Origin of the sequence: Paenibacillus plantiphilus (assembly GCF_927798095.1) — a bacterium.
Taxonomy (GTDB): Bacteria; Bacillota; Bacilli; order Paenibacillales; family Paenibacillaceae; genus Paenibacillus_Z; species Paenibacillus_Z plantiphilus.
The window spans coordinates 44,406-68,032 of record NZ_CAKMMF010000021.1; the positions used below are offsets into that span (position 1 = coordinate 44,406).

A 23,627-nucleotide genomic window follows, 5' to 3' on the forward strand; every position below is an offset into this window, starting at 1 on the left:
GTGGACACTCATAAAATAATGATCGTCGATGATGATCCCCATATATGCGAGATTGTTCAGGTGTATTGCGAGAGGGAGGGTTTCATATCCTCCTACAGTCATAGCGGGACAGAAGCCATGAAGCTGCTTGCGTCTTTCGAGCCAGATTTGATTGTACTGGATGTCATGCTGGCTAATGAAAATGGTATTGATTGGTGCATGAACGCACGTAGCTACACGAATGCGCCGATCGTGTTTCTGAGCAGCCGTGAGGAAGACGAGGTGAAAATCAGCGCATTATCCTATGGGGGCGACGATTATGTGACGAAGCCGTTCAGTCCGGGAGTACTCATGGCCAAGATCAAGGCTCATCTTCGCAGAGTGTCGTCGGGCAGAAGGGATCAACTGCTAGAGTTACCGGGATTAACACTAGATTTCTACGCGCAGTCCGTCATCATGAGGGGAGAAACTATCTTTTTAACTAAAAAAGAGTTCGGTCTACTGTCCTATATGGCACAAAACGTCAATCGTGTCGTTAGTAGTGACGCGTTGTTCCAGGTTACTTGGGGAATGGAGAGTTTGGAGGATATCAGAACGGTCGCTGTACACATCAGTAATTTACGCAAAAAAATCGAGGCTGACCCTGCCAATCCTGAGAGAATATTTACGATTCGAGGGGCCGGATATATGCTGGTTGCCAGAAGTGCGCTGCAAGCGCGAACATAGCGTTAAGGTTGGCGGTGTCAACGATTGAAATCCGTGGCAGGAGCAGTCAGTCCCCTGGCACTGTCACCCCATTAAAACCTAAAGATCGAATGCATTAAAAAATAGCGGTGAAGGGATAACCTCCCTTACACCGCTATTGTGCTAGTTTAAATCATATTTTCGTTCGAGAGCTGCCCTGAGCTCAATGTTGAATGTGCGAACCCTTAGCAGTGTTACGATTATGACCTTCCTTAATCCTTATGGTAAGTAAAGGTCAACAACGTCCTGAATATCTTGTTTACTAGACATAGGTGTTCCAAAAGGATTGCTTCTGGAATCCTGATAGGCAAATACAAGGGCATCTAAGATATCACTTAAGTTCGAAGCTGTCACTCCGGTTATTCCAGCAAGATTGAATACTTCTTCGTCAGGGGCAGATCCTCCACCGTAAGGATTCAAATAAGCATAGATTGCATCTACCATAATTGCTTGAATAGTCTCAACAACAATCGCTTGAATTTGAGCCAATGTTCTTGGAAGTGGCGTTGCACTGGTTTCCAAATAGTATTGGACGGCGGATAGGTTATCTGATGTGACATCCGTAATACCTGCAGTGGCAAAAGTCGTCGCATCAACATTGGTCCATACAGTCGAAGCCGATGCAGCATTAATCAAATCTAGTGCCGTTTGCTTCGCAATATCGTCGATAACCGCATTGACGATGGCTTGAATTTCCGAAACCGTCCACGGAGCCGTTCCGTCCGCGTCCAGCGCGGCTTTAACAGCTGATACATTGGATGTGGTTACGCCCGTAATACCTGCAGTGGCAAAAGTCGTCGCATCAACATTGGTCCATACAGTCGAAGCCGATGCAGCATTAATCAAATCTAGTGCCGTTTGCTTCGCAATATCGTCGATAACCGCATTGACGATGGCTTGAATTTCCGAAACTGTCCACGGAGCCGTTCCGTCCGCGTCCAGCGCGGCTTTAACAGCTGATACATTGGATGTGGTTACGCCCGTAATTCCCGCATTGGCAAAAGTCATTTCATCAACATTGTCCCATTCACCCGAAGCCGATGCTTCATTGATCAAATCTAGTGGCGATTTCTGCACGCTAATCGTGTACGACGCTGACATGATCTCACTGTCTCTCATGCCATTTTGTACCGCAAGAGCCTTGACCGTCATTGCGCTATTCACTATGATCGGAACGCTATATACGAGGCCATTCGTCCTCGTCGGCGTGCTGCTATCTGTCGTATAGTAGATTGTTGCGCCACCCGTTGCACTAAGCGATACTTGCGTACCTGACACGACAGCTCCGCTAGCAGGATTGGCTGCCGGTGTCGCGAGAGTCTGTACAGGAGTCGTAACGTTCGGCGTGCTTGTTGAATCGGTTGTCGGCTTTTCTTCTTCCTTCTTCTTCTGTTCTTCCTCTTTTTTCTTCTCTTCTTCCTCTTTCTTCTTCTGTTCTACCTGTTCTACCTGTGCTACGTATTGCCCCTTGGCTTCGTATGCGCCCGTAAGAAGCAGAGCGCGCGTTGCGTTGGCTTGACCGCCGAACTTTCCGTCCGCTCCGTTGTCCAACAATTTTAGTTTCAGCGCCAAGGCGACATACCCCTCCGCCCAGTTAGATACAGTAGCATCATTCACGCCTGGCGTTGCCTTCGCTTCCTCGTTCATGTCGAGTCCGCGAACAAGGAACGTCGCGAGCTGCTCCTTCGTCACCTTACCGGCAGGATTGTAAATCCCATTGCCGTAGCCATCCGTAATCCCTGCTGCTTTCACCGCCTCGACGTACGGCAACGCGTATCCATTTGCAGGATCGTCGGCTTTGACGTCTTTGAATGAAGACGTCTTTAAGTCCGTATCCACCTTCAAACCGAAAATCAACGCTGCAACCTTAGCGAATTGAGCCCTGTTCATCTCTTCCTTGATACCGAATTTGCTATCGCTCACACCGTTGAATATACCAGCGGAGATCATCGCGTCGAACTTGGCTTTCGTTGCTGCATCCAGATCCTTCAAGTCCGTAAAGTCGGCTGAAGTCTTCGTTGCGCCTGCTGCAAAGCTGATGGAAAAATGAAAGCACAATAGCACCGCCATCAATAATCCGACAATTTTTTTCCTCATCGTTTGTCCCCCTGAAGTAAGATATATGATATCGATTTTCCTCCTTCAATTGTATCATGGTAGATTAGTCCATCTATGAAACATAAAGAAAACTTTAAGATCGCGCTTGCAGTGCACTTCTGGCAACTAGCATATATCCTGAAAGCTCCTTAAATTTAGCATCTTATAAGGATATGCTGACGTTGATTCGATGCGATATTAAGCGATTGTAACAGATGGAGCGGGATTTCGGGTTCTAATACAACGAGGTAGCGGCAAAAACGATGGTCGTAAGTATGACTAATCAGCATGTCAAAGGATCGGCCCTGTTTTCTGTCAAGCCTCACAGCCGCATGGAGTTCGGGCCAATTTGAGGATGCGAAAGTTGAGTTATATACTAATAAATAGAGGGTTATTCGGGAGAAATGTCGAATGAGCCTATAGAACTATTATTAATGAAGACATAGATAGGAGTTAGAACAATGCTATCAGGAGAAGTTCGCAATAAAATAGATAAAATATGGTCAGATATATGGGCAGGTGGGATCACCAATCCATTAACCGTTATAGAACAACTAACCTACTTGATGTTTATTCGTTCCCTCGATGAGAAGGAACTGGAAAATGAAAGCTTTGAGGCATTAAGCGGTGAAGTGATGCCGAAGATTTTCCCGCAGGATGAGAATGGACAAGCAATGCGTTGGAGTAAATTTAAAACTAAGGATTCGCGAATTATATATGATATTGTTGGCACGAAAGTGTTCCCATTTATTAAAGAATTGAATGGAGCCAATACGACTGCCTTTTCACGATATATGCAGGATGCCATGTTTTTGGTCCCAACTCCGCAAGTTTTGCAAAAGATGATTACAGGCCTTGATGAGCTGTATGAACACGATATTAAAGAGCTAGATATGCAGGGCGACCTGTACGAGTATATGCTCGGTAAACTGGCTTCCGCAGGACAGAATGGTCAGTTCAGAACACCAAAGCATATTCGCGATATGATGGTTGGTCTTCTTGCTCCAACGCCAAATGATAAGATTTGTGATCCGGCATGCGGAACGGCGGGATTCCTTGTATCAACTTCAGAATATATTAGAGAAAAATATGAAGCTGAGATGACTAGCGAGCAATGGGAGCATTTTGCAGGGGAGATGTTCTCAGGATTTGATACGGACCGCACGATGCTTCGGCTTTCGGCAATGAATCTAATGCTTCACTCGATTACGCAGCCTAATATTGATTATGTGGATAGCGTATCGAAGCAGAATCATACTTCTTCCGCATACGATATTGTACTAGCCAATCCTCCATTTACAGGTACAGTTGATGCTGAGAGTATTCACGATAACCTGAAGACTGTCTGCGATACCAAAAAGACTGAGCTTTTGTTTGTGGCGCTCTTTTTGCGGATTCTGCGTAAAGGCGGACGCTGCGCTTGTATCGTGCCTGATGGCGTTTTGTTTGGTTCTACCAAGGCACATAAGTCCTTGCGTAAAGAGCTTGTAGAGAATCATCAGCTTCAGGCTGTTATCTCCATGCCAAGTGGTGTCTTTAAGCCATACGCAGGTGTTAGCACAGCCATTCTATTGTTTACGAAGACAGGTGCAGGCGGTACGGATAAAGTGTGGTTTTACGATATGAAAGCCGATGGCTTCTCCTTGGATGATAAACGTTCTGCTGTTGAAGCCAATGACATTCCTGATATTCTTGCCCGTTTCCACAACCTTGAAGGTGAAGTTGACCGCAAGCCAACCGAGCCGAGTTTCTTGGTGGGCAAGGCTGCTATTGAAGCCAATGATTATGATTTATCAATCAATCGATATAAAGAAGTTGTTTATGACAAGGTGGAGTATGATACGCCTGCAGTGATTATGGGACGCCTTGATGAGCTAAACCTTAATATCGCCTCCAAGATGGAGGAATTGAGGAGGCTTCTTGGTGAGTAAGTGGGAAATGGTTAGGTGGAGTGAAATTGTTGAAATAAAAAACGGCAGGAATCAAAAAGCTGTTGAAGATAGTAATGGACGATATCCCATATATGGTAGTGGGGGGGTAATGGGATACGCAAATGACTTTCTATGTAATGAAGATACTGTAATTATTGGTCGAAAAGGTAACATCAATAAACCTATATACGTTAGTGAAAAGTTTTGGAATGTGGACACAGCATTTGGATTAAGCCCGAAAAATAACATGTTGAGCTCAAAATTTTTATATTATTTTTGCATCAAGTTTAATTTTGAAAAGCTTAATACAACGGTCACAATACCAAGCCTTACAAAAAGCAACTTATTGAATATAAAAATCCCTCTTCCGCCAATAGAAAAGCAAAAGCATATCGCCAAAACGTTAGACATCGCCGCAGAATTGCTTGCCATGCGCAAACAGCAGCTTGCAGAGCTGGACAATCTTATCAAATCCACCTTTTATGATATGTTTGGTGATCCTGTTGTTAATGAAAAAGGGTGGCATATTAATCGATTAAGTGACTGCATGAGTATTATTGGGGGTTATGCATTTAAAAGTACTGATTTCTCTGATGATGGAATCCCAGTAATTAAAATAGGGAATATCAATTCAGGCATCTTTAATGATAAAGGTATTTCCTTTTGGAAGCACGATAGAAAACTTGAGAAATACTCACTACTCCCCAAAGATGTGGTTATTTCTCTAACAGGCACTGTAGGTAAAGATGATTATGCAAATGTTTGTATACTACCAGATTCATATCCGAAATATTATCTAAATCAACGTAATGCTAAATTAGAGTTGAATAAAAATATCGTTGTTTATTATCTATTGTATTTATTAAGGGATACAAAAATTAAGGGGAAATTGACTGGTATAAGTAGAGGGATAAGGCAAGCAAATATATCGAATTCGGATATAACAGCTTTGATGATACCACTCCCACCCATCGAACTCCAAAACCAGTTCGCCAACATCGTCACCAAAATCGAAGAGCAAAAAGCTCTTGTGAAAAAGGCAATAGACGAAACGCAGTACCTGTTTGACAGCTTAATGAGCGAGTATTTCGAGTGAATTAATAACTTTAAACTGAGAGGTGAACCTAATGTCTGCAAACTTCGAATTCTTACAAGGACAAACAGAATACACCTTATTTGCTACTGCTTGCATCGAAGCGGAGCGGGTACTTGCCACCTCTCCAGCTATGGCTGCAGTAGGCAGCCGTAAGGCTTTGGAGCTTGCGGTGAAATGGGTGTATGCTGCGGATAACACTATCACCATGCCGTATAAGGATAATTTGCAGGCATTGATTCATGAGCCCTCCTTCAAATTCGCAATGGAAAACCAGACATGGGGCAAGCTGCCCTATATCATCAAGCTGGGGAACCTTGCGGTACATACGGATAAAGCCATCAGCCGAAGTGATGCGGTTCTTTCGCTTTCCGCCTTGTTTGAATTCGTGCAGTGGCTGGATTATTGCTATGGTGCAAACTATGAAGAACGCTATTTCGCAGAAGAGAGTATTCCTGCGGAAAAGGTCGTTCTTGACGAAGCGAAGATCAAAGAGAAAGACAGCTTAATTGAACAAAAGGATTCCGAGATCGAGGCATTACGCGCCAAGATCGCGTCTATGAGTGATCGACTTACCGCAGACAAAGACCAGCACAAGGAAGAACGCCAGTTCACGCCTCAGGACATATCAGAATTCCAAACTCGTAAAAAATATATCGATGTGGACTTGAAGCTGCTTGGTTGGACATTTGGCGATGATGTGCGAGAAGAAGTAGAGCTTCACGGAATGCCTAATCACGAAGAGAAGGGCTATGCCGATTATGTGCTTTACGGCAAAGATGGACTACCCCTTGCGATCATTGAAGCGAAGCGCACCTCCAAAGATGCGAAGATCGGAACCCATCAGGCGAAGCTGTATGCTGACTGTTTAGAGAGAATGACCGGCAGACGCCCCATGATGTTTACCACGAACGGCTTTGAAACCAATCTATGGGATGATGTCACCTCTCCGCAGCGTAAGGTGAGTGGTATATTTTCCAAGGCTGATCTGGAAAAGCTGATGAACCGCCGTAACGAACGTAAAATGTTAGACGAAGTGCTTATTGATGAGAGGATCACAGACCGTTACTATCAGAAGGAAGCCATTCGAGCGGTATGTGAAAATATTATAACAGGCCATAGACGAGCATTACTCGTTATGGCGACAGGTACAGGCAAGACGAGAACGGCATCCAGTTTGACCGATGTGTTATCCCGAGGAGGATATGTAACGAATATTTTGTTTTTGGCAGACAGAACGGCCCTAGTTAAACAAGCGAAGGACGACTTCAAAAATTATTTGCCTGACATGTCCTTGTGTAATTTGTTAAGCAATAAGGATGATAAAACCGCTCGCATTGTATTTTCAACTTATCCGACCATGCTTAACGCAATTGATAATGTGAAGAGTGATGATGGTAAGCGATTGTTTACTCCTGCCCACTTCGATTTGATTGTGGTCGATGAAGCGCACAGAAGTATTTTTAAGAAATATCGTGCGATATTTGAATATTTTGACGCGATCATAGTAGGTTTGACAGCAACCCCGAAGACGGAAGTTGACCGCAATACGTATGATTTTTTCGAGATGGAGAGCGGCGTGCCAACCTATGCTTATGCCTATGAGACCGCAGTAGAGGTTGACCGCGTGTTGGTACCTTACCATAATATTGAGGTCACAACGAAGTTCCTGGAGCAGGGGATTACCTATGATAAACTTTCTCCAGAAGATCAGGCGCGATATGAAGAGGATTTTACAGATGAGGATGGCGAAATGCCTGACTTTATTCCATCACCTGCGGTCAATGAATTTATCTTTAATCAATCTACGGTTGATCGAGTGCTAGAAGATTTGATGACCAAGGGTATTAAGGTAGCAGGCGGGGATCGGCTGGGGAAGACAATCGTTTTTGCTCAAAATAAAAGTCACGCTCAATATATTGTTGAACGATTCAATAGGCTTTACCCGCAGTATAACGGCAGCTTTACGAAGCGTATTGTCTCCGATGATAGTTATGCTCAAAGTCTTATTGATGACTTTAAGGCCGCTAGTAAAGAGCCGCATATCGCGGTATCCGTAGATATGTTGGATACGGGCATCGATGTACCGGGGATCGTCAATTTGGTGTTTTTTAAGCGTATTCGTTCAAAAGCGAAGTTTTGGCAAATGATCGGCCGTGGGACGAGATTGTGCAAAGGTTTGTTCGGAGAGGGAGAAGATAAAACTCGCTTCGTCATCTTTGATTATCTTGGCAATTTTGAGTTTTTCCGTCAACACAAGGAGGGGCTGCAGGGCAATGAAACCCTGAGTCTATCCGAAGCTATCTTTGCAAAGCGAATTCGATTGATTCATCATATGCAGCAGTCCGTCTTTATCGATGAGTCTTATCAAACGATCCGTACAGAACTGATAACAACGGTCACGGAGCAGATCAATGCTCTTAATACGGAACTGGTTTCGGTGAAGATGCAGTTGCAATATATCGAGAAGTACAAATCTGCGGAAGCCTTTGTCTGTTTATCAGACGTAGATAAAGCCAACCTGATCAAGTACATTGCGCCTATTGTGTATATGGACGACACGGACGAGTATGCCAAGCGATTCGACAATTCCATGTATGGCTTAATGATCGCCCAAATTGAAGGATTACCACAATTCAAAAAAGGCAAGAAGCAGCTGATAGATGTATCTATCAAACTATTGGAGCGTGCTACGATTCCACAGATCAAAGAAAAGCTGCAGCTCATTAACACGATCGGAACAGACGAGTTCTGGGAGAACTCTGATTTATTGAATTTTGAGAAGGTACGTGTGGAGCTGCGAAGTCTAGTGAAGTTTATCGTAGATGAGGGTGGAAGGAGCCCGATCTATACCAATCTTGCTGACGAAATTCTCACAGTCAGTGAGGGGAAAGCCATGTACAAGGCTTATGATTTTGAGGATTACAAGCTGAAGGTTAACCGTTATATTGAGCAGAACCGTGACACACTCGCTATATATAAGCTTCGTAATAATATTCCTCTTACTGCTCTTGACTATGAGAGTTTAGAAAAGATTTTTACAGGGGAACTTGGTACGACAGAGGATTATAAACGTGAGTTCCAAGATACACCCTTCGGCTTACTGGTGCGTAAAGTTGCCAAGCTTGAATATGAAGCTGCGATTGTGGCGTTCTCTGAATTTATTAACGACGAGTCGCTGAGTCAGGTGCAAATCGTCTTTGTCAAAAAGGTTATCGATTATATCGTCCAGAATGGCTATATTGACAATGTAGCTGAACTCACAAAACCACCTTTTGATAAACCACAAAGCTTTATCAAACTATTTGATGGTACGAAACAAAGAAAGCTTGTAGAGATGGTTACGAAGATAAAAGAGAATGCGGTTAAGATCATGGGCTAATAGGAAGATTGTAAAATTCTAAAAGCTCACGATCATAAACGACCAGCTTTTATGGATGAGCTGGCAAAGCTTATGAAAAAGAGGCCAATTGCGGCCTCTTTTGTTCTTTGCGGGACCAACGTCTATCTAAAACAGATTCCAGCACAACTGACTTTAATCAGTCAACGTAATCAGTTTTGTAAAATAATTCAGCCCGTCAACGTCAATGTCACTACTTCCATAAGCATCTAAAAATAAATTCCTATATTTATCAGTCTTTAAGTTATAGTTAAGTGTCCATATCCCCCAACAAATATCGTAGTGCCTGTCGCCTACCCCGCCATATCCTAAATCAATAAAGCCTTTGAATGAAAAGTTGTCCATAATGACATTAGGCAAGCAGTAATCCCCATGAATAATAACTTCATCGATAGCTGAATACTTAAACTCGTGTAATATACTGGGGTCTATCCCTTTGTTATTCACTTCATTTAACAATTCAGTCGTTCTATTACTATAGGGACAGCCCTCGGTAGGAAGTGAATGTAGCATTCTCAAATATTGACCGAATACACAAGCCAATTTATTTGGGTTTTCAATATGTAATCTTGACGTTCCGTCCTCACCACACACTGCTTCTGAGAATAAATAATCATTATCCAAATCTGATTCATAGACATAAACTTTCGGTGCAACATTGTGGCTGCTTAAAAAATCTGACATCCTGTACTCTCGTTCTAGACTCCCTTTTTTACTAATCTTTAGAAAAGCGCTATCCGCTCCCTGTACAAAAAGAGTCTTGGCATTTTCGGAACAACTACTATCATAAAAAGATGTTGCATTTTTTAAATATTGCCTAATTGTTGATGGTACCGTTTCTATATCAAAGGAAATCTTCGTCATCTTCAAACTCTCACCCCCTGTAACTACTTTCCATGTAAATATTACCACAAATTTTTGGAAGTTCTGAAATGAGCTTGCTCTGTCTGCAAGAATTTTTTTAGAAATTTGATGTACGTACATTCACCCTAATCACTTCCAAAATTAGGTGAATTGTGCTATTGTGATTTTTTGAATATTATTTGGGAGGCGAGTCGCGATGAGCAATCTTTTGCAGGTTAGAGTAACAGGGTTATTGGTTGAGGATGGGAAAATTTTATTGGTCAAACAGAACGTAGCGTCTGACCGAAAATGGTCTTTACCGGGAGGTAGACTTGAACAAGGCGAGACACTTGAAGATGCAATTGTAAGAGAGATCGAAGAAGAAACTGGAATTGCCACAAAAGTTTCCAAGTTATTATACATTTGCGATAAACCTGATGCTTCGCCTTCACTCATACATATAACGTTCCTACTCGAAAAAATAGGCGGGGAAATACGCCTCCCATCGAACGAGTTTGATAGTAATCCTATAAGTGGTGTGGAAATGGTTCTGATTCATGACCTTGTAGCCCATGGATTCTCTGAGAAATTTATGACGATTGTTCAGAATGGCTTTCCTGAGTCAGGAAGCTACAAGGGTCTAAAAAGCAACATCGGCTTATAAGGAGGAACGACGAATGAAAAAGAAAAGCCCAACATTCGTCGAATATGGGCAGAGTGATTTTATATTAGAGCAAACACATTCCCTCGGAACGGCAGTGAGTATGTCAGAATTGACTTCAAGCTTGCTTATTCAGTAGTTGTAAAATAGAGTTCTCCTAGAATTTCATTCACATGATAACGATCTGATGAAAGGTTGCTTTCTATAAAAGAGTTAATCTCTGATTGCTCAACATCATACATGACTTCAATTTCTTTGGAGAACAGAAGCTTTTCTTTGTCTAGCAAGTAAGAAAGGGAAGGGACTGGTTTGGGTTGTAGCTCTTCGATATTCAGAGCTTTTTTCAAGCCGTTAATATAGGATTCTAACGGACGGCTACCAACAATTTTTACGCCGTTATTCTCCTCATTGGTCATAATAATGGTCGGAAAGCCTCTGACACCCAAGCTTCTAACTAGATCGAAATCTTCATGTAACAATTGATGACCGACCTGTTGCTCGGCTTCGTTTATAATAGCTTCTCCATCAAGGCCGATCTTATTTACGATTTCAATCATAACGGATTTATCTGCAATATTTTGATTAAATGCAAACAGTGCTTCTCTTGACCGGCGCAAATATTGTGCTGCTTTTGCATCAGTAAATCTTTTTTGAATTACCTTAAAAACACGAGAAGGCGGGTAGGATGATTGAACTGGATTAGCTATCATTAAAGTCCCATCAATGGGCATTCTTGAATACGCTCCAACTTCTCTCCAGTGAACAGCCACATCGGCTGGTTTATGAATGCCGTTGGCCGGATCGATTGGTCCATCATGCCACTTTTCCAGTAAGCCGCCCATAACTTTATGAAAGTTAAAATAGTTCCCATATTGCGCTACAAAACGACGAAGCACAGGTTCTAGCGCCCAGCAATGCGAACAAATAGGATCGGTCACATAGTAAAGATTAATTGCTTTTGACGGCTGATTACAATCAATAATCTCCATTTCCTCATCTTCAGCTACTCCGCATACACCTGTTTGTAGATCACAAACCATATTATTATTGTTCGCCATTATCATTCCTCCAAGGTACATATTTGTTTGCTTGCAATTGAATTTTAAATCATAATAAAAACCATCAACACCAATAGTTCTGCGGATTTGTCGTTTATACAACAGATCTAAGAACTTGTTTAAAAAGTAGGAGGTTAACAAAATGACCGAATCTAAGACGGACCCCCGAGTTCTGCGTACCCGCAAATTAATTATGGATTCTTTCATTGAACTTTCAGGGAAAAAGGAATTTAAGGATATTACGATAAAGGATATCACTACAGAAGCGATGATTAATCGTGCAACTTTTTATTATCATTTTGAAGATATATATGACTTATTGGAAAAGGTATTGTCAGAAGTGTTGTTGGTTAATTTGAATTATGATTTCTATCAAAATGACGAACTAAATGAAGAAGCCTTTGTGAGTATTTTTGAATCTGTGACAAATTTTCAGAAATCATTATCCAGTCGTTGCCATAGAGGTTACGAAGATACCATTGCACGTATTATTAAGAAACAGCTCGAAGTTATTTTTCACAAAATGTTATTAAAGCAACATAAAACGGAAAGGGATGAGGCTCTAGAACTTACAGCTGTCCTATTAAACTGGGGAATTTACGGGGCTTCTGTAGAATGGAGAAGAGATAGCAAGAAGAGATCACCGGAACAATTTATTAAATTAGCGATTCCTTATTTACGAACTGGAATTGATCGTATTTAAGGGGCGTGGATAAAACAGCACTCATCTTGATCTTGATGACAAGGTGAGGGCTGTTTGACGCTTATGATTGGATTCTAAAACTGGACTTCGCTTGAGCGAACCATTGTAGCAAATTGGGTGAGAATGCTATTATGATGGTTGATGATTTGTTCTGCCGTTAAATGATCTGAATCGTAAGTGCTGTGGCAATCCTCTGCCAATTCTACTTTGTAGCCGTGCGAGTAACTGCTTTTCACCGTTGTGTCCACGCAATATTCGGTTTGTACGCCGCATATGACTAAAGTGTCAATACCTTGATCACGCAACTGGTGATTGAGCTCGGAATCTAGAAACGAATCCGCGTAATATTTAATAATGATAGGATCATGTCCAAGGGGAGCGATCTGTTCATGTGCTTGCCATAGCGGCTCATTCTCCGATCTTAATGAACCCTGCCGCTCAGTAAACATGACATAAAATACAGGTGAATTTGCCTTTCGAGCGTTATCGATTAATTGCTTTGTATTTTCTAGCAGTTTCTCTTCCTGGTAAAGGGGTTTCCCGCCATAGTCCTTCCATATAAATGGCATAACCTGCATGTCAATAATCAGCAGCGCCTTGCTCATCTCAGATGACCCTCCTTGATCCCAATTTCTTCATCTCATATTTCCATAGTCCATGTCGGTTGCAATACGCATACAACGTTCCGCCGTACATGATTGGGAAGCGCACTTCTGCGAGTTGTTCCGGGTACAATTTGATGAGCATCACCCTGTCATACGAAACGTAGGCTACAAAAGAGATGTAATGGTCTCTACTCATCTCATGCATAATGGTAACAAAGTAATCCTCTTCAATTTCGTGAACGGTTATTTCGTGCTCATCGTTCTCCGATTGGGGAAGCAGCGGCTCCAGTACCCTACCGCAACATGAAATGCTCGTTACCCCCGTACTGGTCATAACATTGCCACAGCTTTGACACGCGTAAAATTTCACGTTCTTCATATTTCCTCCGTCTTGCTCATTCGGATTTAGATCTCCGGATAGAATCTTCTCGATATTTACTCCTAATATGTTGGATAGCTCCCCAAGCAAGGACACGTCCGGGCACCCTAAACCGCGCTCCCATTTTGAAATCGTCTTATCACTAATATTCATAAGATGGGCTAATTCTTTTTGAGTCATTCCTTTCTCTTTACGAAGACTCTGAATCAGCCTTCCCACCTTGATGCAATCCATATTGTCCGCCTCCTGTAACCTCAGAATATCAAGTATATTTGCCCCTTTCAATCAACGCTCCGTAGAGTTGCTGATCTGCCTGATGGCTAACTATGTCGCAACATCAAAATCCGGCATCCGGTAGTAATCAGGAAAGAAGTTTCTTCTTGCAGTTTCAGACCCATTCCAATACAATAATTATAGAAACATTTGTTCTGTTATTGAGGTTCTACACATGGGACATAGAATAGAGGGAAATATACTTTTGTAATCGTCACCTATCATTCTGATTGAACATCGACAGCAGATCGTTTACCTTCCGAAGTTCTCCTTTGGAAGGTATTCTTGTTATTTGAAGAAACCGCATACAACAACAATCCATTTTATCGATTTCAAAAGTGAGGTTCCCCGCAATGGAGGGATCTCCTAATTTTTCTTAAAGTCATTAAGCCATCGAGTGGTATGGTATCATATCATAGAAATTAGATTTTAGTCGAAGAAAGGTGCAACTTATGAAGAACAGTTTAGAACTAGAGCGGGATCAGACTACTCATATATCCTTATTCGATTACGACCGAGCTACTTCCATCAGTGCCCCTGATGAGATGGTTAAAAAGAAATCGGGATCTTATTATACAAAGCCTGAGATTGTTTCTCTTATCTTTGATCTTGTGGGCTACACTGTAGATTATCCATTATATGAAAAGTCATTCCTTGAACCATCAACAGGGCAAGGAGCATTTCTGATTCCGGCAGTCGAACGTCTTTTGGACTCAGTAGTTAATCACCTTGGAAACCAGATCTTTGATGATGATGATACGTCCTATAACTTACTCCATAATGCGATCCGTTCGATTGAAGTGAATAAGGAGAAGCATGAGGACTTGATCAAATCTGTCACACTAGTACTCATGAAAAAAGGGGTATCTGCTCAATTAAGTCAACGCCTGCTCAACAGATGGCTGGTTCATACTGACTTTCTATTTTGGAACCAACCGGTCGAACAGCTTTTCGACTTTATTGTTGGTAACCCACCTTACATTCGTATCGAAAACATTGAAGTAAAAGTTGCTAAAAAATACAGATCAACATATAAGACATTGTTTGACCGAGCGGATATCTACGTTGCCTTCATTGAACACAGCCTTGAGATGTTAAAGAAGGATGGTCTCTTAAGTTTCATATGTACAGACCGATTCACAAAGAATCGTTACGGCAAGGAAATACGTCGACTAGTCAATGAGAAGTACCAAGTGCTGCACTTCCTTGATATCCATAACTCGCAGCCGTTTATAGATGAAGTTTCCGCATACCCTTGCATATTCACATTTCGTAATGCACCAAGAGGAGAGGCTCGAACTCTGAAAATGGATGAAGTATCCCCACAGAATCTTCAACTGGCAAGGAGCTATCTCATCGAGGGCCAGGATATCCCAAATAATCTTGTAGAAACGCACACGATTAAGGATTGGTTTCACGGGATTGATCCTTGGGTTCTTAACGGAAAACTGGCTCAAACACTACTTAAAAAGGTGGAGGCGAATCATCCGTTAATTTCAGAGTCACCGCATACAATCACAATTGGTATTGGTGTTGCTACTGGTGCTACTGCAGTTTATATAATTAAACCCGAAATTGTAGATATTGAGCCTGAAGTTCTTTTGCCGACCGTAACCAAGGATGATATCACTCAGGGGTATATTTCCTGGGGCGGGCATTATGTGATAAACCCCTATAATGATGATGGATCACTTGTTGACTTGGGAAATTTCCCGAAGTTAAAGTCATACTTGATGAATCATGAAGAGCTGCTTCGTTCTCGGAGTACGGCAAAAAATAACCCAAGCAAATGGTATAAAACAATTGACCGCATTTTCCCAGAGCGTCTTAAGGAACCCAAGTTGCTGATTCCAGACATAAAGCTTAAGAATCTTATTGTTTTTGATGAGGGCAACTACTACCCGGAGCACAGTTTGTATTATATTACTGCAGGAACATGGGATATCAAGGCATTACAGGCATTGCTGGTGAGCTCAATCATCAAATTCTTCATCTGGTCGTATGCTACAAAAATGCGCGGCGATTACCTGCGTTATCAAGCGCAATACTTGCGAAAAATTCGCCTTCCAGTAGGCGTTACAAAAAAGGATTGTGAAGAGTTAAAGCGAATGTATCAGTTGGAAGATTATGACGCAATTGATCAGATTGTGTCGCGTCTTTACAATTTGTCAGCTGACGAGCTTCGAACAATTCAAGAACTCGTCCAGTAATTGAAATGAGGCGGGCTTGTAATCATATGGATGCCAACAGACGATGAGATTAAAGCTATGACTAAAGTCGCCTTAGAAACTTTTTGGGGTCTGCGTCATCAAGGGGATAGTGCAGTAAGAGGCGGTAAAACAATGGACGGTTTTGCCGATATGATTAAAGATGTTTTAAATAGATGTGGTGTAGCAAACACAGAGATAATCATGGGTAGATCAGCAAAGCTTCCTAGCTTCTACAGGCTGTCGAAGGATTGGGACATGGTTGTTATTCAGAACAGACCTGACGGCTCACGACGATTACTTTGTGTCATGGAGTTTAAGTCCATGAAGGGATCTGTCGGAAAGAACCTCAATAATCGTGTCGAAGAAGCCATTGGCAGCAGTACTGATTTATGGAAGGCTTTTGAGAATGGCGCCTTTGGCGCGACTCGCCCATTCCTTGGGTATATTTATGTATTATCGGAAGACCTAGAACTGGTTGGCGGGATGGATCGGAATGGGGCGTTATTCCCTCCATTAGAAGCTTTCATTAGGTTCGAGCGTACGGGTCTACCTGCTAATTATGAAGAACGAGCCGAACTTTTCATGAAGCATATGGTTCAAGAGCAATTATACGATAAATGTGCTTTCTTAATTGCAGACCCTTTCAATATAGGGGACTATAGGCAACCCAATTTAGATTTGACTATTGAGCTACTGATAAAAGCAATGGTAGGTCATGTTCAGGCACATTTATAGATCAAACTTAAGTCAAGGACACCCTTACAGGTGTCCTTTTGTATACCTAAGTGATCTTCCGGCATCATTCACCGAAGTCAATGTAAACACGGCAACAAGCTTCAGCGTGATCCAGATTAACAACCACGTTGACAAGATAAGATTCTTCCACAGCTTTGATGGTGATGCCTAATGCCTTGGGACGTTCCACGATCTGCAGGAAGCTCTGTTGACAGATGTCCCATATGATATAATTAGGAGGTATAGTAACAAGGATAGGTTAGCCCTTCAATCAGGAAAAGTAATCATTGAGGGTCTAGTCGATACTTGGAAGGGAACCTTGGAGCAATCCTTGGGGATAAAGCCTGAAGAATCCAACGAGAGACAAACGAGTGGGGCATCTTTCGGAGCAGTAATCGGAGATGATCCGATAAAGCCAATCATAGAGCCTTACTTCAATGCAGAACTTACAAACGTGTTTACATGGATGTCAGTTCAAAGGTAAAGACAGTCGGAGGTAGGGGAAGGATTTACGTCTTAGATCGAGGCCCCTCTCTGTCCAAATGGTTAGAATAGGTGAAACACAGGCGGCCTTTTCGTTGGAAAAGTTGCCCAACCACCTTGAACGCTGAGGATATTTATTACAAGAAGGTTATTTTAATAAAATCCCGAGAATTATTTGAGTTTTGAACTAGAGAAGGACTAAACCTTTGGGTTTAGGCGTCCCCGAAAAATTAGTTGAATAACGTATAGACTCTGCCTATTCAACACATGTGGAGTGTTGCTCACTGTTGGTTAGGAAAGACTAATAGTTGAGGTGTATTGGCGTATATCTAATTCAGAAGGGTTACTTACCCCTCTTTTTTATTTATTTAAGGACCTAAACAATATAAGACCAATATTATGAAATAACTAATCTAAGAAACGGGTATCGGATTGTGATATCATATTGAAGTGAGTTATGAAAGTGATAAGGAGTACAATTATGAAAATGGAACAAATATCTAAAGAGAAAATGCCAACTGCTACGACAGCAAACCATTATCCAATTCATCGGTGGTATAATTTTGTGGCAGGATATTCACCGGAGTACGTTCATTTAAAGATTATGGATTATAAAGAAAGACAGGGACATTTCCCTATTAAGATTTATGACCCTTTCGCAGGATGTGCTACAACAAATGTTGTCGCCAATACTTTAAACATTCCTTCAATTGGAGTTGAAAGAAATCCGATTTTTTATAAGATTGGATTAGCTAAAACAAATGCGACAGATGTGCGTAGTTACATTAATGATATTTCAGCAGAATTTTTAGAATCGGCATCTAATACAGTTTCAAATGGAAATTTATCTAAATTACCTGCAGATGCTAAAATATTTTTATTGAAGTTGTTTCCAGAAGGTTCTTTAGAAAAACTTCTTGAGCTTAAGTCAGTTGTTTCAGGTTATCGGGATATAAAGAAAGTGGCAGGGTTTATTTTTTTGTCCAAGGTAATTGACATGGTAACTCATTCAAAGACCGATGGCATATACAAAGCTCCTACATCTAGGAAACAGTATAGAACTGTTGAAGATTCTATAGTATTAGCTGAGACAATTTTCAACGAAGACAGTCTTCTATTAAATAACCATGAAAGTCTGAGTGAGTATATCTTTGATTCATCAGTAGACTTTCAACCAGAGGAAAATTCAATCGACCTTGTTGTTTTTAGTCCACCCTATCTAAATAATTTTGACTTTGCTGAGATGACTCGGATGCATATGTACTTTTGGGGAGAAGCAGGTTCGTGGAGAGAAATCTCGGATAAGCATCGTAATCATATGCTTGTTAATACAACCACAGCCTTAAAACTCGTGAGAAGTTTAGAACAACAAGAACAGTATCGACAATCACTTCCAAATGAAGTGTTAGCCAAGGTTGAACCTATAGTTTCTGAGCTATTCCTCCTAAGGAAAGAAAAGCCCAGTAAGAAAGATTATAATTTAATAATTTACCCTTATTTGGCTCAGATGCAGGCCGTCCTAAAGAGATGTTTCACAGCATTAAGAACGGGAGGGGCTGTCCATATTGTAGTAAGTGATGCCGCATTTTACGGAATACACATTGACACACAAGAATATCTTGCAGATTTAATGAGAGATATGGGATATTCAAAAGTGTCTATTGAACAAATGCGTACAAGAGGGAAACGTTGGATTCTAGATAAAAGAGCTAGCAGTGGAAAGCAATTAGGTGAGTATGAAATATTCGGAACGAAGGAGTGAGGGAATGTGAAGACTTTATATGAATATGCAACAGAGGTAATGACAACTTCTATTGAGCACTATTTAAAAGTTGCAAATTTATCCTCAGGTTTTCAAGTTTTTAATTTAGACCTGTTACAAGATTTTGATACAAGGGAAATGGTACTAGCAGGAAAATCGCTAGATGTACAAGATTTTACTGCTGAGGATTGTCTAAAAGAGTTAGAGAGGGTTTCATCTATAAGTTTTGATGTAGAAAAAGGGGTTTCTTTTTATGTTTATAAACACACTCGAACGTATATTCAAACACTAATACAAACTGCTACTGAATTATCAAACAATTTTTCTTCAATTGAGCCAATAGTAATTAAGGAGCATTCATACCTTCTTCCTATTTGGCAAGCGGCGTTATCCATCGGTAGTAAAGCCAACTTAAAAACAATATTTGGCTCTGCATCCGACAGATTAATTAGTAAACCTTCAGCAGAAAAGATATCTGAGTATGCCAATAATTATTTTACGACCCATACGGTTTCTGCTGTTCAAGTAACTGAAAGAGTAGAGAGAACACTGGAAGGAATCATTCGTGATTTGGTGGGTAGACTTCTTCTAGAGTCTGTTGTAAAGAATGCACTTGATAAGGCAAATGTCCCTTATTTAACAGAAGCTGAATACTCAGGTATCGATGGAGTTGTCTATAAAATAAGAGCTGACTTTGTTATTCCAAATGCTGAAAATCCACTCGCATTTATTGAAGTTCGCAAATCAAGTAGTCGCCATGCATCTCTGTATGCTAAAGATAAAATGTTCAGTGCTATTAATTGGAAGGGTAAACATCCTGAGATGCTTGGAATAATTGTAACTGAAGGCGAATGGACGAATGAATCTTTAGTTACTATGGCTAAAGTATTTGATTACGTTGTGCCGTTAGCGAACTCAGAGATGCTTGCGAATAACATTAAGTTATACTTGGATGGGGATAAGAGTATCCTGAAATGGATAATTAACTTTTCTATTCAAAGAAATACCTTGCCAATCTCGTAAATACGCTTAATAGTAACGCCTTCTCATAATTTAGGGGTTTCTTGTAATCTGTTATTGTGTGAATATCAAAATTTCGGAAAATTTTTATGCGTGTATAACGACCATAAACTATCTTTAAAACTTCAAAAGTAGTTTACTAGGCACTGGGTACACAACACGAACAGGTAAAGCCTAACTTTGTATGTCCCTTTACTGGAAAACGCTTGGCTCAGTAAAAGCCATGATAAAGGCGGCTGTGTTGCACTTGGTACAATCGGAAAACAGGAGACTGGAAAATAGAAACAAGTAACTTATATCATACCACCTTGATATTGAAGCACTTTAGGTGAAAGTCCGTACTACTTCTTAGAAAGTTCTTTACCCCTACTTCAAGTATTACTTATTAGGGATGCCGCGAACCCTTGATACATAAGGGTTTTTGGCACTTTCTCACGGAATGATTTCTGCGATACTTCTTTAATTCGTGGATATTTTTCTGTTTGTCACAGAAAATATTCTGCTTCTGAACGTTACATAATCCTTCTATCGCGACCACCTAAACCGATGTGGACGGCATTATACATGATTCTTGACACAATAACCTTACCTAAGTTACTCTCCTGCTTTAAGATAGAATCGACAAGGTTACTTGTGTAGATAGTTGAACGTTGCTCCTCTTTACGTTTATCTATAACATCGTAGGTCACGAATCACATCCGTAATCCGCCCACTTCCGATGTTGTCTAATACGAGAAGTGGAACTTCCTTCATTTTGTCGATGTTGTTGTACATCTGCTCATATAAGGCAGAGTCTTGAACTTGGTGGACTTTGCGAATCTCGTTACTCCAATCCCCGAACTTTACATAAAGAGCAATATGAGATGTGCAGTTTATATTCGTGTTTCGACAGATAGAGAAGAGCAAAAAACGTCATTGGAGAATCAAAGAAGCCTAGTCTACGAATACCTAGAGAAACAAGGGTGGGATGTATTTGATTTCTATATTGACGTTGAGAGTGGAACGACTGGAAAAAGAGAAAACTTGCAACGTCTAATAAAGGATGCGAAAAAACGCAAGTTTGACGTTATTGCGGCAAAAGAACTTTCACGACTTGCACGGAATGGCGGTCTTTCCTATCAAATTAGGGATATAGCGATGGAGAACTGGATTCATATTGTCACTTTAGACAATGCAATCAACACTCTTGAGGGTAAGGGTGAAATGTTCGGGCTATATGCTTGGATGTATGAGCAAGAATCACAGCGAACGTCCACACAGTAAAGCAAAAAAGGGCTAGTTCAAAAGGGTTCGGTTCCGCCTTACGGCTACAGGTTGAATAGTGGAAAGCTTGTTCTTGCGGAGGATGAAACGACTGACAATGTAAAATGGATGTTCCGAATGTACCTAGAAGGTAAGGGATTTGATGCAATAGCACGTACTTTGACCCGTGAAGGATGCCCAACGCCTGCTCAAGTTATCGGAAAGAAAAATGCAGGGCTATACTGGCAAGGCACTTCCATTAAGAAAATCCTGACTAACCCTCATTACGTTGGTGAGTTGGTTCAAGGAAGGCAGACAACAGTTAGCGTTACGTCTAAGGTACGTGAAGAAATCCCAAGGGAAATGCAAATCATTACAGAAAACGCCCACCAAGCTTTAATATCAAGAGAAGACTTTGAAGCCGTCCAACAGTACATGAAGGGGCGAAAGCGACAACAAGCAAAGCCCAAGGCTAAGAAGCACCTGTTTACAAACTATCTCTTCTGTGCTGATTGTGGGAAGGGTTATGTTTGCGGCAACTATTATAAGCACGGAAAGCATGTTTGTAGTCAGCATAGCGTGAAGGAAAAGGAACTCATTGAGGTAATCCTTACCGACATTCGCAGTAGTGCTGAGATGCTTAATGAGAACGAGATTATGGGGCGGCTTGAGGTAAAGACCGTACAAGCAAGAAAGCAAGCAGAAAAGCAAATGCAATTACTACAAAGGCGCATAGAAAAAATGAAGGAACAAAAGACAGGTCTAATCAGGCTGTTGGCGAGCGGTACGATTACATAGACAGAGTATAAGGAAGCAACGGAAAGTGGTAATGCGGAACTGTATAGCCTACAAGAACAGCTAAACGGCTTCCAGTCTCTTCAAGGAGATAAAGTTTCGGAGGAAAGTATCGTTCGATTGAAAAAAGAGCTTAAGCAGTTTATGAAATTGGGTGAACTAACTCCCGAAATGGTATATCGGTTTATTGATAAAGTTGAAGTTAAAGCGGATGGCGCGGTAAACATTCATTACAAGTTTGCCGCCACCGCTCTTCTTACGGCTTAGTTTACAGTGACCGACACTCAAGTCATGTTGAGTGCGTAGTATTTCTCACTAGGGAGCAGCATATTTGAAAGGGGAAAAAAACATGAAAACTAGTCCAAATAGCCATATAAAGGAGTTATCTCTGGAACAACGCGAGGGGCTGCTTAAAACATTGAAAGCCCGTTTTGAGAAAAACATGACCCGTCATCAAGGTATTGAATGGGCTAACGTACAATCAAAGCTTGAAGCTCAAACAGAAAAACTATGGTCGCTTCATGAAATGGAAGGGACTGGCGGTGAACCGGATGTTGTTGGTCATGACAATAAGACGGACGAGTACATTTTTTTCGATTGCTCAGCGGAAAGTCCTAAAGGTCGCAGAAGTGTTTGTTACGACCGTGAAGCGCTGGAGTCACGAAAAGAACATAAGCCGCAAAATAATGCGATAGAAATGGCGGCGGCCATGGGCATTGAGCTTCTAACAGAAGAACAATACCGGGAGCTGCAGAAGCTTGGAAACTTCGATTTGAAAACTTCAAGCTGGGTGGAAACACCCGATAATATTAGAAAACTCGGCGGGGCCATCTTTTGCGATCGTCGCTATGACACCGTCTTCGTGTACCACAATGGTGCAGAATCCTATTATGGTGCCAGAGGGTTCCGTGGCTCCCTAAGGGTCTAGAATAAAGAGATCGTCCGTTGCCGGGCGTTCTTTTGTACATTCTGCTCGGGCGACTGTGTGGAATCCGTCGATCCAAACTACAATCGACCGTACCACTCGGCTAGCTCTGCCGAAGGCTGAATATTGAGTTCTTGCTTCAACAGCGCTTCATACTGCTTGTAATGCAGTTGAAGGGCCAGCCTGTCCGTCAAGGCAGCGAACCCGTGCATAAGCAGCATATTGTAACGTACAACATAAGCGGGTTAACGAATGGCACGACATATTATATCATCGTAAAAGCTGGTAATTCAGGAGGCTTGAGTGGGGCGTCAAATGAAGCCGCCGCCACGGCTGCTGCCGTTCCTGCTGCACATATAAATATCATAGCCGTTGCCGGTAATGGGCAGGCAACGATTTCCTTTACGCGCCAACCGATAACGGTGGTTATACCGTCACCAGGGGAAAAACGGTGCAAAGCTTGCACCACAAGACTTCGTGGTGAGAGCCGAGGCTCAACCATCATACATCGCCTGCTCCAGCTTTCTGATCTAATCTGATATTCCAAACTTGAGGTTATCCCGCATGTGCTTATCGGCGTGCAGGATAACCTTATTTCCTCATAAAGAGGGATACCGGCTGGTATTAGCAATTTCTAATCTTATCGAGAAATTGGATCAGTCGAAATTTCCTAGATTCGCATTCCTTCT

Annotated in this window: 22 protein-coding genes; 16 read left to right on the forward strand and 6 right to left on the reverse strand. The window is 41.6% G+C overall.

The features are described 5' to 3' along the window. Entirely contained in the window at positions 1-705 is a 705-nt protein-coding gene (locus L6H65_RS17775; RefSeq protein ID WP_236344001.1) for a response regulator transcription factor, read from the forward strand. A gap of 237 nt (positions 706-942) precedes the next feature. Here the strand turns inward: L6H65_RS17775 and L6H65_RS17780 are convergent, their stop codons facing one another. Further along, positions 943-2,820, reverse strand: coding sequence for a chitobiase/beta-hexosaminidase C-terminal domain-containing protein (locus L6H65_RS17780; RefSeq protein WP_236344002.1), 1,878 nt, complete (start codon positions 2,818-2,820; stop codon positions 943-945). A 461-nt stretch (positions 2,821-3,281) separates the two neighbouring features. On the opposite strand from L6H65_RS17780, the gene L6H65_RS17785 reads away from it, so the two are divergent. From L6H65_RS17785 to L6H65_RS17795, 3 genes are read left to right on the forward strand one after another with little or no spacing between them, the layout of a single operon-like run. Further along, positions 3,282-4,751 carry a type I restriction-modification system subunit M gene (locus L6H65_RS17785; RefSeq protein ID WP_236344003.1) on the forward strand — a complete coding sequence of 490 codons (1,470 nt, stop codon included), beginning with the start codon at positions 3,282-3,284 and terminating at the stop codon, positions 4,749-4,751. Then, positions 4,744-5,847 (forward strand): restriction endonuclease subunit S, encoded by a 1,104-nt coding sequence (locus L6H65_RS17790; protein ID WP_236344004.1) that lies wholly within the window; start codon positions 4,744-4,746, stop codon positions 5,845-5,847. Before L6H65_RS17785 ends, L6H65_RS17790 begins: the two co-directional genes overlap by 8 nt. A gap of 31 nt (positions 5,848-5,878) precedes the next feature. Then, a complete protein-coding gene (locus L6H65_RS17795; RefSeq protein WP_236344005.1) occupies positions 5,879-9,226 on the forward strand; it encodes a DEAD/DEAH box helicase family protein in 3,348 nt (1,115 codons plus the stop codon). Positions 9,227-9,379: 153 nt separating this feature from the next. Here the strand turns inward: L6H65_RS17795 and L6H65_RS17800 are convergent, their stop codons facing one another. Continuing rightward, positions 9,380-10,108 (reverse strand): aminoglycoside 3'-phosphotransferase, encoded by a 729-nt coding sequence (locus L6H65_RS17800; protein ID WP_307728364.1) that lies wholly within the window; start codon positions 10,106-10,108, stop codon positions 9,380-9,382. A 196-nt stretch (positions 10,109-10,304) separates the two neighbouring features. Between L6H65_RS17800 and L6H65_RS17805 the strand changes: the two genes are divergently transcribed. Next, positions 10,305-10,751 carry an NUDIX domain-containing protein gene (locus L6H65_RS17805; protein WP_236344007.1) on the forward strand — a complete coding sequence of 149 codons (447 nt, stop codon included), beginning with the start codon at positions 10,305-10,307 and terminating at the stop codon, positions 10,749-10,751. A 13-nt stretch (positions 10,752-10,764) separates the two neighbouring features. Beyond that, the gene (locus L6H65_RS26625; protein WP_290370449.1) at positions 10,765-10,887 is read left to right on the forward strand and encodes a hypothetical protein; all 123 of its coding nucleotides are present in this window, start codon (positions 10,765-10,767) and stop codon (positions 10,885-10,887) included. Here L6H65_RS26625 and L6H65_RS17810 read toward each other — a convergent pair. Then, entirely contained in the window at positions 10,877-11,806 is a 930-nt protein-coding gene (locus L6H65_RS17810) for a DsbA family protein (RefSeq protein WP_236344008.1), read from the reverse strand. The genes L6H65_RS26625 and L6H65_RS17810 overlap by 11 nt on opposite strands. A 142-nt stretch (positions 11,807-11,948) precedes the next feature. On the opposite strand from L6H65_RS17810, the gene L6H65_RS17815 reads away from it, so the two are divergent. Next, complete coding sequence (locus tag L6H65_RS17815; RefSeq protein WP_236344009.1) at positions 11,949-12,509, forward strand: TetR/AcrR family transcriptional regulator; 561 nt, start codon at positions 11,949-11,951, stop codon at positions 12,507-12,509. A gap of 74 nt (positions 12,510-12,583) precedes the next feature. On the opposite strand, the gene L6H65_RS17820 is transcribed toward L6H65_RS17815, so the two are convergent. Together L6H65_RS17820 and L6H65_RS17825 are read right to left on the reverse strand one after the other, a co-directional pair. Next, positions 12,584-13,114 (reverse strand): cysteine hydrolase family protein, encoded by a 531-nt coding sequence (locus L6H65_RS17820; RefSeq protein ID WP_236344010.1) that lies wholly within the window; start codon positions 13,112-13,114, stop codon positions 12,584-12,586. A gap of 1 nt (position 13,115) precedes the next feature. Next, positions 13,116-13,727, reverse strand: coding sequence for a helix-turn-helix domain-containing protein (locus L6H65_RS17825; RefSeq protein WP_236344011.1), 612 nt, complete (start codon positions 13,725-13,727; stop codon positions 13,116-13,118). Between the two features lie 491 nt (positions 13,728-14,218). On the opposite strand from L6H65_RS17825, the gene L6H65_RS17830 reads away from it, so the two are divergent. The 9 genes from L6H65_RS17830 (at position 14,219) to L6H65_RS17870 (ending at position 22,941) form a co-directional block, all read left to right on the forward strand. Continuing rightward, complete coding sequence (locus L6H65_RS17830) at positions 14,219-15,976, forward strand: Eco57I restriction-modification methylase domain-containing protein (RefSeq protein WP_236344012.1); 1,758 nt, start codon at positions 14,219-14,221, stop codon at positions 15,974-15,976. A 57-nt stretch (positions 15,977-16,033) separates the two neighbouring features. Continuing rightward, positions 16,034-16,711 (forward strand): PaeR7I family type II restriction endonuclease, encoded by a 678-nt coding sequence (locus L6H65_RS17835; protein ID WP_236344013.1) that lies wholly within the window; start codon positions 16,034-16,036, stop codon positions 16,709-16,711. A gap of 208 nt (positions 16,712-16,919) precedes the next feature. Beyond that, complete coding sequence (locus L6H65_RS17840; protein WP_236344014.1) at positions 16,920-17,195, forward strand: hypothetical protein; 276 nt, start codon at positions 16,920-16,922, stop codon at positions 17,193-17,195. 480 nt (positions 17,196-17,675) lie between these two features. Further along, positions 17,676-18,956, forward strand: a complete 1,281-nt coding sequence (locus L6H65_RS17845) for a hypothetical protein (RefSeq protein WP_236344015.1) — start codon at positions 17,676-17,678, stop codon at positions 18,954-18,956. A gap of 6 nt (positions 18,957-18,962) precedes the next feature. Further along, positions 18,963-19,979, forward strand: coding sequence for a hypothetical protein (locus L6H65_RS17850; RefSeq protein WP_236344016.1), 1,017 nt, complete (start codon positions 18,963-18,965; stop codon positions 19,977-19,979). 801 nt (positions 19,980-20,780) lie between these two features. After that, complete coding sequence (locus tag L6H65_RS17855) at positions 20,781-21,239, forward strand: recombinase family protein (protein WP_236344052.1); 459 nt, start codon at positions 20,781-20,783, stop codon at positions 21,237-21,239. A 51-nt stretch (positions 21,240-21,290) separates the two neighbouring features. Beyond that, a complete protein-coding gene (locus L6H65_RS17860) occupies positions 21,291-22,016 on the forward strand; it encodes a recombinase family protein (protein ID WP_290370450.1) in 726 nt (241 codons plus the stop codon). 117 nt (positions 22,017-22,133) lie between these two features. Beyond that, positions 22,134-22,280: a DUF4368 domain-containing protein gene (locus L6H65_RS17865; protein ID WP_236344018.1), complete on the forward strand. Its 147-nt coding sequence runs from the start codon at positions 22,134-22,136 to the stop codon at positions 22,278-22,280. Between the two features lie 82 nt (positions 22,281-22,362). Then, complete coding sequence (locus L6H65_RS17870; protein WP_236344019.1) at positions 22,363-22,941, forward strand: DUF4256 domain-containing protein; 579 nt, start codon at positions 22,363-22,365, stop codon at positions 22,939-22,941. 77 nt (positions 22,942-23,018) lie between these two features. Here the strand turns inward: L6H65_RS17870 and L6H65_RS17875 are convergent, their stop codons facing one another. Then, on the reverse strand, positions 23,019-23,159 hold the full coding sequence (locus tag L6H65_RS17875; protein ID WP_236344020.1) for a hypothetical protein: 141 nt from the start codon (positions 23,157-23,159) through the stop codon (positions 23,019-23,021). Between the last annotated feature and the right edge of the window lie 468 nt (positions 23,160-23,627).

Coding starts and splice junctions, on each gene's coding strand:
- L6H65_RS17780 (WP_236344002.1), bottom strand. CDS start 2,820: ATGAGGAAAAAAATTGTCGGATTATTGATGGCGGTGCTATTGTGCTTT.
- L6H65_RS17785 (WP_236344003.1), top strand. CDS start 3,282: ATGCTATCAGGAGAAGTTCGCAATAAAATAGATAAAATATGGTCAGAT.
- L6H65_RS17795 (WP_236344005.1), top strand. CDS start 5,879: ATGTCTGCAAACTTCGAATTCTTACAAGGACAAACAGAATACACCTTA.
- L6H65_RS17800 (WP_307728364.1), bottom strand. CDS start 10,108: ATGACGAAGATTTCCTTTGATATAGAAACGGTACCATCAACAATTAGG.
- L6H65_RS17805 (WP_236344007.1), top strand. CDS start 10,305: ATGAGCAATCTTTTGCAGGTTAGAGTAACAGGGTTATTGGTTGAGGAT.
- L6H65_RS26625 (WP_290370449.1), top strand. CDS start 10,765: ATGAAAAAGAAAAGCCCAACATTCGTCGAATATGGGCAGAGTGATTTT.
- L6H65_RS17810 (WP_236344008.1), bottom strand. CDS start 11,806: ATGGCGAACAATAATAATATGGTTTGTGATCTACAAACAGGTGTATGC.
- L6H65_RS17815 (WP_236344009.1), top strand. CDS start 11,949: ATGACCGAATCTAAGACGGACCCCCGAGTTCTGCGTACCCGCAAATTA.
- L6H65_RS17820 (WP_236344010.1), bottom strand. CDS start 13,114: ATGAGCAAGGCGCTGCTGATTATTGACATGCAGGTTATGCCATTTATA.
- L6H65_RS17825 (WP_236344011.1), bottom strand. CDS start 13,727: ATGGATTGCATCAAGGTGGGAAGGCTGATTCAGAGTCTTCGTAAAGAG.
- L6H65_RS17830 (WP_236344012.1), top strand. CDS start 14,219: ATGAAGAACAGTTTAGAACTAGAGCGGGATCAGACTACTCATATATCC.
- L6H65_RS17835 (WP_236344013.1), top strand. CDS start 16,034: ATGACTAAAGTCGCCTTAGAAACTTTTTGGGGTCTGCGTCATCAAGGG.
- L6H65_RS17845 (WP_236344015.1), top strand. CDS start 17,676: ATGAAAATGGAACAAATATCTAAAGAGAAAATGCCAACTGCTACGACA.
- L6H65_RS17870 (WP_236344019.1), top strand. CDS start 22,363: ATGAAAACTAGTCCAAATAGCCATATAAAGGAGTTATCTCTGGAACAA.
- L6H65_RS17875 (WP_236344020.1), bottom strand. CDS start 23,159: ATGCTGCTTATGCACGGGTTCGCTGCCTTGACGGACAGGCTGGCCCTT.